The organism is Microbacterium sp. NPDC058342, from assembly GCF_042723935.1.
Taxonomy (GTDB): domain Bacteria; phylum Actinomycetota; class Actinomycetes; order Actinomycetales; family Microbacteriaceae; genus Microbacterium.
The window spans coordinates 877651-890284 of sequence record NZ_JBHXID010000001.1; the positions used below are offsets into that span (position 1 = coordinate 877651).

Sequence of the window (12634 nt, forward strand, 5' to 3'; positions counted from 1 at the left end):
GGGGTCAGTCCGCGCTCGGCACCAGGTCGGTGATGTCGCCCGTGATCTCCTGCGGCTCCTGACCGCGCGCGAACAGCAGGCCGGGGCCGCGCCCGGCCGCGACGGACTCGCCGCCAAGGGTGGTCCGGCCCTCCTCGACCCGGATCCAGGTGCCCTCGCGCAACGCGACCACGGGGGTGTCGTTCTCTTCCAGGTACTCGGTCAGGCGCAGGGCTCGTGTCTCGCCGGCATGCGTGGAGGTCGGGTCGGCGTCGAGGTAGTGGCAGTTGATCTGGTACGGCACGAGGCCAAGCGCCTCGAAGCGGCCGGGGAACACGATGGGCATGTCGTTCGTCGTGCGGATGCTCGGCGTGGCGAGGTTCGTTCCCGCGCTCGCGCTGAGGTAGGGGCGCCCGGCTTCCGCGTGCGAGCGCAGAGCGTGGTCGAGTCCGAGGGAGATGACACGATCCAGCAGCCGGAACGTGTTGCCACCGCCCACGAACACGGCTGCGGCGCCTGCGACGGCCTCGGCGGGGGAGTCCGATTCGTGTGCGCCCGTGACGGCGATTCCGTGGGGGGCGAACGCCGTGCGGACCTTGGCCGTGTAGAGGTCGTGATCGGCGAGCGCGTAGGGCACGAACACGATCTCGTCGATCCCGTCGAGGACGGGCAGCACGGCGTGCCAGGCGTGCTCGAGGTACCCGTGACCGACGTTGGTGGAGTTCGACAGGAGCAGCAGGTTCATCCGTGTGCCTTTCGCTGAGGTGCATGTGAGGAGAGGAGGTCGCCGATCTGCTGCGCTGTGCGCAGCAGGGCGTTGAGGTAGTCGTGGATGTCGCCGCGGCGCTCACGTTTGTGCTCGCCGATGCTCACCGAGCCGATCGGTCTGCCCGCGACGAAGACGGGCGCCGCCAGTGCGCGGGTGTTCTGGTCGTACTCACCGCGGGAATACGCCCAGCCGACGTCGGCGACCCTTTGCATCTCTGCCTCGATCTCGGCGGCGTCGAGGGCGGTCAAGTCGCTGAACTTCGCGAGCGGCCGGTGGTACATGAGCTGCTGTCGTTGACCCGCCGAGAGGAAGGCGAAGTACGCGCGTGAGGTGGCTCCGGCATGGGCGGGGTAGAGCTCGCCGACGAGGGGGTGATCGCGCATGGGACTCGTGCCGCCGTCGACGGCCGCGACGCAGCGGACGTACGAACCGTCGGCGAGAGCGAACACGGCGGTGCGTGCGGAGATGTCCGCCAACTCGGCGAGCAGGGGCTCGACGAGCACAGCCATGCCACCGCGCCGCTCCCACGTGGACGCGATGCGCCACAGCGCCGGGCCCAGACGATACCGCCGGGTCGTGCTGTCGGCGTGCAGGAAGCCCCGTGCCGCCAGGGTGCTGAGCAGTCGCTGTGCGGCGGACTTGTCGAGGTCGAGCTCCTTCGCCAGATCGGTCACACCCCAGTCGGTGCGCCGCTCGGTGAAGGACAGCAGCACGCTGAGTGCTCGATCGACGGTCTGCAGCGTCGCTCTCGGGCTGGCATCGGCCATGGTGGTCCCCCTCTGCCCGAAAGCGTAGATCGTCGCGCGAACGGCGCGCACCTCATTCTCATATAGTGAGAAACAGTTGCGTGTTCCCTGTCGGTCGCCGGATAGTGGTCGCACCCGATCGATCCCCGTCTCTGGCAAGGAGAGCAGTGCGCACCATACTTCGCCGAGTGCTGGCGATGATCCCCACGCTGCTGGGCGTCATCGTGTGCATCTTCGTGATCACCCGCGTGCTTCCGGGGGACCCCGCCCGAACGCTCGCCGGCGAGAACGCCGCCGAGTCCGTGGTCGTGAAGCTGCGTGAGCAGATGGGCTTCGACCAGCCGATCTGGGCCCAGTTCTGGGACTACCTCACCGGGCTCTTCCAGGGCGACCTCGGCTACGCATGGCACACAGGGCGTCCCGTCGCCGAAGACTTCGCCACTCGTTTCCCGGCGACCGTCGAGCTCGGCGTCACGGCACTGCTGATCGGCATCCTGGTGGGCGTGCCGCTCGGCATCATCGGCGCCACCCGGCGCGGAAGACTCGCCGATCACGTCACCCGCATCATCTCGCTGCTCGGCGCTTCCATGCCGCTGTTCTGGCTCGGTCTGCTGGTCATCTCGCTGTTCTACGGCAGCCTCGGCTGGGCCCCGGCGCCCGTCGGCCGGATCGACGACACACTCAATCCGCCGACGCACGTCACGGGTCTCTACGTGATCGACAGTCTCCTCACGGGCGACACCGCCGCCCTGCAGAGCTCGCTGGCACACCTCATCTGGCCGGCCATGGTGCTCTCGGTGGGAGCGGTCGCCATCATCTCCCGGATGACGAGATCCTCGATGCTCGAGGTGCTCGGCCAGGACTACATCCGCACAGCGGCCGCGAAGGGCATGGGCCCCGCCCGCATCATCGGCGGGCACGCGCTCAAGAACGCCGCCCCCTCGATCGTCACCATCGTCGGATTGGAACTGGGACAGCTCCTGGGCGGCGCGGTGATCACCGAGACCATCTTCAGCTGGCCCGGCATCGGCGGCTACGTCGTGGAGTCCATCAACGCCACCGACTACGCACCCGTCCAGGCCATGACGCTGGTCGCCGCGATCATCTACCTCGTGGTGAACCTGCTCGTCGACCTGTCACAGGGAATCTTCGACCCGAAGGTGCGCAATGTCTGAGACCACCACACTCACGATCGCCCAGCAGCTGGCGCAGCCCGCACGCGCGCGCCGGACGACGACGCTGACGCTGCTGCTGCGCAACCCGTCGGCCATGGTCGGTGCGGGGATCATCCTGTTCTGGACCCTCGGCGGCCTCATCACCGCCGTCTGGACGCCGTACCCGCCGAACCTGACGGACGCCGGTCCGCTGCTCTCGCCGCCGTCCGCCGAGCACCTCTTCGGCACCGACAACTACGGCCGCGACCTCTTCTCGCGGGTCCTGGCCGGCGCGCGCGTCTCCCTGTGGACCGGCGTCATCGCGATCGCGGTCTCCCTGGTCATCGGGGTACCGCTCGGCGCGATCGCGGGCTACTTCCGCGGGGCCGTGGGCATGACCATCATGCGCGTCATGGACATGCTCCTCGCGTTCCCCTCGCTGCTGCTCGCGATGGCCCTCGCCGTCGCTCTCGGCCCGGGGCTGGCCAGCGCCATGATCGCCGTCGGCATCGTCGGCATCCCCGAGTTCGCCCGCATCGTGTACGGCCAGACGGTCTCGCTGCGCGAGCGCGAGTTCGTCGAATCCTCTCGGGCGATCGGGCTCAAGGACGCTGTGATCCTGTTCCGCCACATCCTCCCCAACGGCCTCGTTCCGATCATCGTCCGCTGTGCTCTCGGCATGGGCTACGCCATCCTCACCGCAGCCGCCCTGAGCTTCATCGGACTGGGCGCGCAGCCCCCGCTCGCCGAGTGGGGCGTCATGATCTCCGACGCCAGGGGCTACATCATCTCGGGGGAGTGGTGGATGACGCTCTTCCCCGGGATCGCGATCGCCACGTCCATCCTCGGCTTCAACCTGCTCGGAGATGGTCTCCGCGACGTGCTCGATCCGCGTCTGAGGACATCCGCCCGCTGATCCGCCGGGTCACGAGACCCCCGCATCACGAGAACCGACCCACACCCAACGAAAGGCATACCCCATGCGCACGCAGAGAATGATCTCCGCCGCCGCACTCGCTCTCGCCGTCATGCTGTCGACCGCCGGATGCGTGGCCAACGCGAACTCCGAAGCGAACAGCGGCGGAGCCGGCTCCGACCAGACGCTGACCATCGCCTACTCCGAAGGCGGCAACACGCTCGACCCCGCCGAGGCGAACGACGGCACCAGCGACACTCTCGTCGTCGCCGCGTACGACCAGCTCGTCACCTACGGCACCAAGGAGGTCGACGGCAAGCGCGTCTCGGACACCGCGACGATCGTCCCGATGCTCGCGACTGAGTGGACGGCCGACGAGACCGACACCGTCTACACCTTCACGCTCCGCGACGACGTGACCTTCCAGTCGGGCAAGAAGCTCACCGCCGACGACGTCGTGCGCTCGTTCGAGCACATCGCGGCATCCGCGTCGGCGAGCTTCCTCTACGGGATGGCCGGCGTCTCCACGGTCGAGGCGAGCGACGAGCACACGGTCGTCGTGACCCTCACCGCCCCCAACCACCTGTTCCTGCAGATCCTGCCGATGTACTCCTTCTCGATCCTCGACATGGATCTGGTGGAGAAGAACGGCGGCGCGGAGTGGCTGGCCAAGAACACCGCAGGCACCGGCCCGTACGTCATCGACAGCTGGGACCCGGCCAGCGCCGCCGAGCTCAGCCGCAACGAGGACTACTGGGGTGAGAAGCCCGCGCTCGGCACGGTGAACCTGAAGTTCATCACCGATCCCTCGAACCGCCTCCAGCTGCTCAAGAAGGGCTCGGTGGATGCGGCCCTCGAAGTGGCCCCGAAGGATCTCGAGAACCTGGAGGGCGATGGAATCGTCGTCGACTCGCGCCCGAGCAACAAGGTGCTGTTCTTCGCGATGAACAATACGATCGCCCCGTTCGACGACCCCAAGGTGCGCAAGGCGATCACCTACGCCATCCCCTACGAAAAGCTGATCGACGATGTCATGAAGGGACAGGCGAGCCCGATGCGGTCCTCTGTCGCGAGCTCGACGCCGGGCTTCACCGACGAGGGCAACGACGCGTCTCACGACCTCGACAAGGCCAAGGCGCTCCTGGCCGAGGCAGGCTACCCGGACGGTTTCACCTTCGACTTCACGCTCGGCTCGGGATTCTCGGACTGGAACGACGACGCCGTGCTCATCCAGGCGGAGCTCGCCAAGATCGGCGTCACCATGAACATCACCAACATGGCCCGCGCCCAGTTCCTCGAGGCACTCGCCGGCAAGCAGGTTCAGTCCTACATCAGCCGTTGGACGTCGTTCGTCAACGACCCCGGATACCACCTGGGTCTGCTCATGACCTCCGAGGGCACGAGCAACTACATGAACTACGACAACGCACGCGTCGACCAGCTGTGGAAGGAAGCGGCGTCGGAGCCCGACGCCGACGTGCGCAACGAGAAGTACGGCGAGATGCAGAAGCTCATCAGTGAGGAGGCCCCGTGGGCGTACCTCTACGAGTACAACATCGCGGTTGCGCACGGTGAAGGTCTCGAGGGCTACACCTCATACCCCGACGGACTGATCCGCTTCTTCCAGCTGAGCAAGTCCGAGTGAGCGCGCACGCGCCCCTGACCCGACCAGAGAGACGAGAGATCATGACGCAGACCGACTGGGAGACCCGAGTTCTCGATGCGGTGGACGAGAGCAGCGAGGAGCTTCTCGAGCTCGCGGGCCTGCTCATCCGCACCCCCAGCGAGAACCCTCCCGGAGACTGCACCGAGATCGCCGACGTCATCGCCGGTCACCTGCGAGGTGCCGGGATCGACGCCGAACTCCTCGACGCGGGACAGGGGCGCGTGAGCGTCGTCGCACACTCCGGTGAGAAGCAGGAGGGCCAGCGGCACCTCGTCTTCGCCGGGCACCACGACGTCGTGCCGGTCGGCGACGTGAGCCGCTGGTCGTTCCCGCCCTTCGCGGGTGACGTGGTCGACGGCTGGCTGCGCGGGCGCGGAGCCAGCGATATGAAGGCCGGACTCGCCGGGCTCATCCACGTCTTCATCCTCTTCCAGCGGCTCGGCCTTCCGCTCGCCGGCAGGCTGTCGCTCGCGTCGGTCCCCGATGAGGAGACCGGTGGCCGGCTGGGCGCGGACTGGCTGCTCGACCAGGGCGTGCTCGACGGCGCCACCGGAGGCATCATCGCCGAACCGGCGGAACGGGACCACCCGACCATCGGGCAGAAGGGCAGCAACTGGTTCCGGCTCACCATCCAGGGCAAGCCCGGGCACGGAAGCCTGCAGCCGGTGCACGGCACGAGTGCCAACCTGCTCGGCGCGCGCGCGATCATCGCGCTCCAGCGGCTCTGGGACATGACGCCGTCCGCTCCCGAAGAGGTACGACAGCTCATCGAGGACTCCAAGCACTTCGCGGTGAAGCGGGAGGGCTATGCCCCCGAAGTCGCCGACGTGTTCGAGCACGTGACCATCAATGTGGGCACGATCTCCGGAGGCACGTCGACGAACGTCGTCGCCGACACCTGCGTCATCGAGTTCGACACGCGTGTGCCGATCGGCCTGTCCCGCGCCGAGGTCCTGTCCCGGGTACACGAGATCCTCGCCGAAGAGGGCATCGAGGCCGACATCGAGCCGCTCGGATTCATGAGCGAGCCGAACTGGACCGTGCCGACCGACCCGATCGTCCAGACCCTCGTCGGTGCTCTGCGTGAGCTGTCCGACCCGCAGGCGCAGGGCGTGCTGCAGTGGGCGTCGTCCGACGCGCGCACCTTCCGCAGCCACGGCATCCCCGTGCTGCAGTACGGCCCCGCCGACCTGAAGACCATCCACAGCTTCGATGAGCGCGCCCTTGCGGCCGACGTCGTCCTCGCCGCCAAGGTGTACGCCTTGAGCGCCATCCGCTACCTCGGGCTCGCTTCCTGACGCCCGGCAGACACAAAGAAGAGAGAATCGCATGCTGAATCAGGTACTCGACATCGTCGACCTGCTCGACTCCCCGCAGACCTCGGGCGAAGCGCTGGCCGACTACCTCCGCGGCCAGGGCGCTGAGGGCGTCGAGATCCACGTCGAGACGATCACCGGCGACGAGGGCAAGTCGACCGACTTCGTGCGAGTCGTCATCCCCGGCGCCGCGGGCAAGCGCTCGGGCGGCACGGCGCCGACACTGGGCATCATCGGAAGGCTCGGCGGCGCGGGGGCACGCCCCGAGCGCATCGGGTTCGTCTCCGACGGCGACGGAGCCGCCGCCGCCCTGTCCGCCGCCGCCAAGCTGCTGCAGATGAAGGCACGCGGCGACGCGCTGCCCGGCGATGTCGTCGTCACCACCCACGTCACCGGCTGGGCGCCCACCGAACCGCACGACCCGGTGCCCTTCATGGGCTCGCCGGTCGACATGGGCACGATGAACCGGCACGAGGTGTCCGAGGAGATGGACGCCATCGTCTCGATCGACACCACCAAAGGCAACCGCACGATCAACCATCGCGGCATCGCCATCTCGCCGACGGTCAAGGAAGGCTACATCCTGCGACCCAGCGAGGATCTGGTCGGCATCGCCGAATCGGTGACGGGCGTCTCGGCGGTGGTCTTCCCCCTCGCCACGCAGGACATCACGCCCTACGGCAATGATCTGCACCACCTCAACTCGATCCTGCAGCCCGCCGTCGCCACGGGCGCTCCGGTGGTCGGCGTCGCGATCACCACCGCGGTGCCCGTCGCCGGCTGCGCGACCGGCGCGAGCCACGAGGTCGACATCGAGCTCGCCGCGCGCTTCGCCGTCGAGACCGCGAAGTACTTCGGTGCGGGGCAGGTGTCGTTCCACGACGAGGAGCAGTTCGCCCACCTCGTCGACCTCTACGGCACCGCGCACCACCTGCAGACTCTCGGTCGCAAGGCGGGCTGACGGACATGACGGCTCTTCTCCGCGTCGAGGATCTCACCGTGCAGGTGCGCGCACAGCACGGCACCAGCACGCCGGTCGACGGGATCAGCTTCGACATCGAGCGCGGCGAGACCGTCGGCATCGTCGGCGAGTCCGGCTCGGGGAAGAGCCTCACCGCCATGTCGATCATCCAGCTGCTGCCCGCCAGGGCGGTCAGGATGATCGGCGGGCGGATCCTGTTCGACGGCGACGACATGGCGGGCTTCGGCGCCGCGCACATGCGCCGCATCCGAGGGCGACGCATCGGCACCATCTTCCAGGAGCCGATGACCGCGCTGAACCCGGCCTTCACGATCGGCTTCCAGATCGCGGAGCCTCTGCGACGGCACTTGACGCTCGACCGTCGTCGGGCGAGGGCCCGGGTCATCGAGCTGCTCGAGATGGTCGGCATCGACCGAGCCGAGCACATCGCGGCGTCGTACCCGCACCAGCTCTCGGGTGGCATGCGGCAACGGGCGATGATCGCGATGGCGATGTCGTGCGAGCCCGACCTGCTCATCGCCGACGAGCCGACCACTGCGCTGGATGTGACGACGCAATCCCAGATCCTGGACCTCATGCTCGACCTTCAGGAGAGTCACGGGACGGCGATCCTGCTCGTCACCCACGATCTCGGCGTCGTCGCACAGACCTGCCGTCGTGTGGTCGTCATGCGCCGGGGGCAGATCGTCGAGAAATCGGACGTCGACGCGCTGTTCCGGGATCCGGCGCATCCGTACACCCGCGGACTGCTGGAGTCGATGCCGTCGCGCAACGCAGGCAAGGACCGGCTACCCACCGTGAGCGAGAGGGCAGGGCAGGCATGAGCACGCTGCTGAGCGTCAGAGGGCTGGTGAAGGAGTACCACCAGCGCGGGGCCCGGCGGGGCGCAGCGCCCTTCCGCGCCGTCGACGAAGTCGATTTCGACCTGGAGGAAGGCACCACCCTCGCCATCGTCGGCGAGTCCGGGTCGGGAAAGTCCACGACGGGCCGCTGTGCGCTGCGTCTGATCGAGCCCACTGAGGGCAGTGTCGTGTACGACGGCGTCGATCTCGTCGGGCTCAGCGCCGACGAGATGCGGCGCCGCCGGTCGCAGATGCAGATCGTGTTCCAGGACACGTACGCCTCGCTCGACCCGCGATGGACTGTCGGACGCCTGCTCTCCGAACCTCTCGAACTGCACGAACGGCTCGGACGGCGCGACGTGCGCATCCGGGTCGCGGACATGCTTGAGACCGTCGGCCTCGAGGCGGCCCATGCGGACCGATACCCACACGAGTTCTCGGGTGGGCAGCGCCAGCGCATCGGCATCGCCCGGGCTCTCATGCTCAAACCGCGCCTGGTCGTGTGCGACGAGCCCGTCTCCGCGCTCGACGTCTCGGTTCAGGCGCAGGTGCTGAACCTCATGAAGGACCTGCAGGACGAGTTCGGGCTGAGCTACCTGTTCATCTCGCACGACATCGCCGTGGTCGAGTTCATGGCCGACGACGTCATCGTGATGAACCACGGCAAGGTCGTGGAAGCGGGGCGCTGCGCCGAGGTGCTCGCCGACCCCCGAAACCCGTACACCCGGGCTCTGCTCGCAGCCGTCCCCGAGCCGGACCCCGCGGCCGCGCGCGACCGCGCGTCGCGTCGTGCGGTCGTGGAAGCCGGACTGCGCGCCTCCTCGGCGGAGGTGGCCTGATGATCCTCGGCTGCGTGACGATCGGGCAGGCGCCGAGGGTGGACGTCGTGCCTGACATCGAGCCGCTGCTGCCCGGCATCGCCGTCATCGAACGCGGCGCTCTGGATGACCTGGATGCGGACGGCATCGCGGCACTCGCGCCGGAGCCGGGCAGGGCGGCGCTCGTCTCGCGTCTGCGCGACGGCGGCTCGGCCGTGCTCGACGAGGAGCGAATGCTGCCGCTCGTGCAGCGCGCCGTCGATGCGGCGGTCGCCGACGGGGCGGAAGCCGTGCTCGTCCTGTGCACGGGACACCTCCCGTCGCTGCGCGCGTCCGTACCGGTCTACACGGCCGAGCGACTCGCCCGAGGAGCTGCGGCCACCCTCGTGGGCGACGACAGGCTCGGCGTGCTCGCGCCCACACCCCGTCAGGTCGGCGACATCGCGACACGCTGGCGGAACGACCTCGGCCGCGATGTGATCGTCGTCGCCGTCGACCCGTACACCGCGGACGACGACGCGTTCGCCGATGCGGGCAGAACGCTGGGCGAAGCCGGGTGCGATTGGATCTTCATGGACTGCATCGGCTACTCGGAACGCATGGCCGACATCGTGCACGGCGCGGCCGGCGCGCGGGCTCTCACCGCCCGGGGGCTTGCGGCACGCATGGCGGCCGCGGCCGTCGCGACGGCCTGACCCGGGCGTCCTCAGTAGGTCTCGGCCCTGGGTCCCTCGGATGCCGGGATGAACCGGCTCGCCAGCGCCTCCGCGCCGCGGGCCAGGATCGTCACATCCGCGCTCGCCGAGAGGAAGTGCGCGCCGTCGGCGAGGTACGCGTCGGCTCCGGCCGGGTCGAAGGCATTCACGCCGACCTTCTTGCCCGCGCCGGTCACAGCCTCGAACACCCGGTGCACCGCGGCCAGCACGTCCGGGTGGGACTGCTGACCCGGCAATCCCATCGAGGCAGCGAGGTCGGCAGGCCCCACCAGCACGCCGTCGATGCCGTCGATCCGCGCGATCTCGGCCGCTGCGTCGACGGCATCCGCTGTCTCGATCTGCACGAACAGCGACACCGTCTCGGACGCATTCGGCACGTATCCGGCCACGCGGCCCCAGCGTCCGCTGCGGGCGAGGCCGGAGCCGACGCCGCGCACGCCCTCGGGTGGATAGCGCACCGCCGAGACGGCCGCGCGAGCCTCATCGGCCGACGAGACCATCGGTACCAGAAGGTTCTGGGCACCGGTGTCGAGCACCTGCTTGATGATCACCGCGTCGTTCGCGGGCACCCGCACCAGAGTCGGCACGCGGTACGCCGCGATCACCTGCAGCTGCTGCTGCACGGTGACGACGGTGTTGGGGCCGTGCTCCATGTCGATCAGCAGCCAGTCCACTCCGGAACCCGCGCAGATCTCGGCGTTCAGTGTCGTCCCGGTGCTCAGCCACATGCCGATCAGGGGGCGGTCTGCACCTGCCAGCACATCGCGGAAGGTCGGGTCTAGGCGAAGCGGCATTCGATGGTTCCCATCTCGCGGTAGTCGCAGTGCACGGTGTCGCCGCGCTCGACCCACATGGGTCTTGTGAACGATCCTGCCAGGATGATCTCACCGGCTTCCAGGCGCGCACCGTGCTGGTGGAACTTGTTCGCCAGCCACGCCACGCCCCGTGCGGGATGTCCGAGCACGCCGGCAGCGACGCCGGTCTCCTCGATCTGCCCGTTGCGCGAGAGCACGCCCGGAACCCAGCGCAGATCGATCTCGTCGGGGCGCAGGTGCACCTCGCCCAGCACCATCGCACCGTACGCGGCGTTGTCGCTGATGGTGTCCACGATCGTGCGCCCCTCCAGCTCGATGTGCGAATTCAGCACCTCGAGGGCCGGCACGGCGTAGTCGATCGCGTCGAGGGCCTGCTCGAGCGTGCAGTCCGGTCCCGTCAGGGGAGCCTTCAGCACGAAGGCGAGCTCCACCTCGATGCGAACGTTCGAGAACGCGTCGAACGGGATCGTCGAACCGCTGGGATACACGGTGTCGTCGAACATCACCCCGTAGTCGGGCTCGGTGATCCCTGTGGCCTGCTGCATCGCCTTCGAGGTCAGGCCGATCTTGCGCCCGACCAGCCGGCGCCCCGCGGCGACCTGCGCATCGCGCCACACGCCCTGGATCGCGTAGGAGTCCTCGATCGTGGCATCCGGATGCCGCGCGGTGATGCGCGGCATGACGCCGCGGGTGCGCTCGGCCTCGGCGAGCTCACCCGCCAGCGACGCGATGGTGTCGGCCGGCAGCGTCACAGCTGGTGTCCGAGCTTGTACTCGCCCTGCTTCCACTCCGGCATCGACTCCTCGCCCTCCTCGGGGCGGGTGTACGAGAAGCCGTCGGCGCCGATCGTGACCGCCATCTCCGAGGAGTCGGTGCGGGCACGCACGGGCTGCGGGTTGCCGTCGAGGTCGAGCACGAGGGAGCCGTCGGTGTACCACGAGGGCACGACCGGGTTGCCCCACCAGTCGCGACGCTGGTTGTCGTGGACGTCCCAGGTGATGACCGGGTTGTCGGGGTCGCCGGTGTAGTAGTCCTGCGTGTAGATCTCCACCCGGTGGCCGTCGGGATCGCGCAGGTAGAGATAGAACGCGTTGCTCACGCCGTGGCGGCCGGGGCCGCGTTCGATCATGTCCGAGCGGCGCAGCGCCCCGAGCTTGTCGCAGATGGCGAGGATGTTGTGCTTCTCGTGCGTGGCGAAGCACACGTGGTGCATCCGGGGGCCGTCTCCGCCTGTCATGGCGGTGTCGTGCACGGTGGGCTTGCGACGCATCCACGCGGCGTACACCGTGCCCTCCTCGTCCTGGATGTCCTCCGTCACGCGGAAGCCGAGGTCCTGCATGTACTTCACGGCGCGCGGCACGTCGGGCGTGATCTGGTTGAAGTGGTCCAGGCGCACGAGCTCGCCGGGGATGTGCAGGTCGTAGCGCCACGACATCCGCTCGACGTGGTCGGTCTGGTGGAAGAACTCGTACGGGAACCCGAGCGGGTCGATCACGCGCACCGAGTCGCCGATGCCCTTGACGAAGCCGTCCTCGCGGCGGCGCACCTCGCAGCCGAGTTCGGTGAAGAACGCCACGGCCTTGTCGAGGTCCTCGGCGGCCCGCACCCGGTAGCTGAACGCGGCGACCGCCGCGACGTCGCCCTTGCGCAGCACGAGGTTGTGGTGGATGAACTCCTCGGTCGAGCGCAGGTAGATCGTCTCGTCATCCTCCTCGGTGACGTACAGCCCGAGGATGTCGACGTAGAACCGCCTCGACTGCGCGAGGTCGGTGACGACCAGCTCCATGTACGCGCAGCGGAGGATGTCGGGGGCCGGGGCCTGCGGCGTGGGTGTGGGGTCGTCGCAGGTGATCGGCACCTCCTGGCTCACGAAGAAGCCCGACGAGGTGAGGGTCATGTCTTTGCGGTCGGTCAT

Annotated in this window: 13 protein-coding genes; 8 read left to right on the forward strand and 5 right to left on the reverse strand. The window is 68.5% G+C overall.

Annotated features, from left to right (window positions below; translation table 11 throughout):
* Positions 1 to 4: 4 nt before the first annotated feature.
* A complete protein-coding gene (gene pepE / locus ACFWHT_RS03905) occupies positions 5 to 724 on the reverse strand; it encodes a dipeptidase PepE (RefSeq protein WP_378825656.1) in 720 nt (239 codons plus the stop codon).
* Positions 721 to 1515: an IclR family transcriptional regulator gene (locus ACFWHT_RS03910; protein ID WP_378825658.1), complete on the reverse strand. Its 795-nt coding sequence runs from the start codon at positions 1513 to 1515 to the stop codon at positions 721 to 723. Before ACFWHT_RS03910 ends, pepE begins: the two co-directional genes overlap by 4 nt.
* 146 nt (positions 1516 to 1661) lie before the next feature.
* Between ACFWHT_RS03910 and ACFWHT_RS03915 the strand changes: the two genes are divergently transcribed.
* From ACFWHT_RS03915 to ACFWHT_RS03950, 8 genes are all read left to right on the forward strand, one after another.
* Positions 1662 to 2669: an ABC transporter permease gene (locus ACFWHT_RS03915; protein ID WP_378825659.1), complete on the forward strand. Its 1008-nt coding sequence runs from the start codon at positions 1662 to 1664 to the stop codon at positions 2667 to 2669.
* Complete coding sequence (locus ACFWHT_RS03920; protein ID WP_378825661.1) at positions 2662 to 3564, forward strand: ABC transporter permease; 903 nt, start codon at positions 2662 to 2664, stop codon at positions 3562 to 3564. The genes ACFWHT_RS03915 and ACFWHT_RS03920 overlap by 8 nt, the downstream gene beginning before the upstream one ends.
* Before the next feature lie 64 nt (positions 3565 to 3628).
* Positions 3629 to 5209: an ABC transporter substrate-binding protein gene (locus ACFWHT_RS03925; protein ID WP_378825664.1), complete on the forward strand. Its 1581-nt coding sequence runs from the start codon at positions 3629 to 3631 to the stop codon at positions 5207 to 5209.
* A gap of 41 nt (positions 5210 to 5250) precedes the next feature.
* Entirely contained in the window at positions 5251 to 6528 is a 1278-nt protein-coding gene (locus tag ACFWHT_RS03930; RefSeq protein WP_378825665.1) for a M20 family metallopeptidase, read from the forward strand.
* Positions 6529 to 6559: 31 nt separating this feature from the next.
* The gene (locus ACFWHT_RS03935; RefSeq protein ID WP_378825667.1) at positions 6560 to 7507 is read left to right on the forward strand and encodes a DUF1177 domain-containing protein; all 948 of its coding nucleotides are present in this window, start codon (positions 6560 to 6562) and stop codon (positions 7505 to 7507) included.
* A gap of 5 nt (positions 7508 to 7512) precedes the next feature.
* On the forward strand, positions 7513 to 8352 hold the full coding sequence (locus tag ACFWHT_RS03940; RefSeq protein ID WP_378825669.1) for an ABC transporter ATP-binding protein: 840 nt from the start codon (positions 7513 to 7515) through the stop codon (positions 8350 to 8352).
* A complete protein-coding gene (locus ACFWHT_RS03945) occupies positions 8349 to 9209 on the forward strand; it encodes an ABC transporter ATP-binding protein (RefSeq protein ID WP_378825671.1) in 861 nt (286 codons plus the stop codon). The genes ACFWHT_RS03940 and ACFWHT_RS03945 overlap by 4 nt, the downstream gene beginning before the upstream one ends.
* Positions 9209 to 9883: an AroM family protein gene (locus ACFWHT_RS03950; protein WP_378825674.1), complete on the forward strand. Its 675-nt coding sequence runs from the start codon at positions 9209 to 9211 to the stop codon at positions 9881 to 9883. The genes ACFWHT_RS03945 and ACFWHT_RS03950 overlap by 1 nt, the downstream gene beginning before the upstream one ends.
* A gap of 11 nt (positions 9884 to 9894) precedes the next feature.
* Here the strand turns inward: ACFWHT_RS03950 and ACFWHT_RS03955 are convergent, their stop codons facing one another.
* The 3 genes from ACFWHT_RS03955 to hpaD are packed head-to-tail and all read right to left on the reverse strand — an operon-like array spanning position 9895 to position 12634.
* Positions 9895 to 10698 (reverse strand): HpcH/HpaI aldolase/citrate lyase family protein, encoded by an 804-nt coding sequence (locus tag ACFWHT_RS03955; protein WP_378825676.1) that lies wholly within the window; start codon positions 10696 to 10698, stop codon positions 9895 to 9897.
* Positions 10683 to 11465, reverse strand: coding sequence for a fumarylacetoacetate hydrolase family protein (locus ACFWHT_RS03960; RefSeq protein WP_378827881.1), 783 nt, complete (start codon positions 11463 to 11465; stop codon positions 10683 to 10685). The genes ACFWHT_RS03955 and ACFWHT_RS03960 overlap by 16 nt, the downstream gene beginning before the upstream one ends.
* A gap of 2 nt (positions 11466 to 11467) precedes the next feature.
* Positions 11468 to 12634 (reverse strand): 3,4-dihydroxyphenylacetate 2,3-dioxygenase, encoded by a 1167-nt coding sequence (hpaD, locus tag ACFWHT_RS03965; protein WP_378825677.1) that lies wholly within the window; start codon positions 12632 to 12634, stop codon positions 11468 to 11470.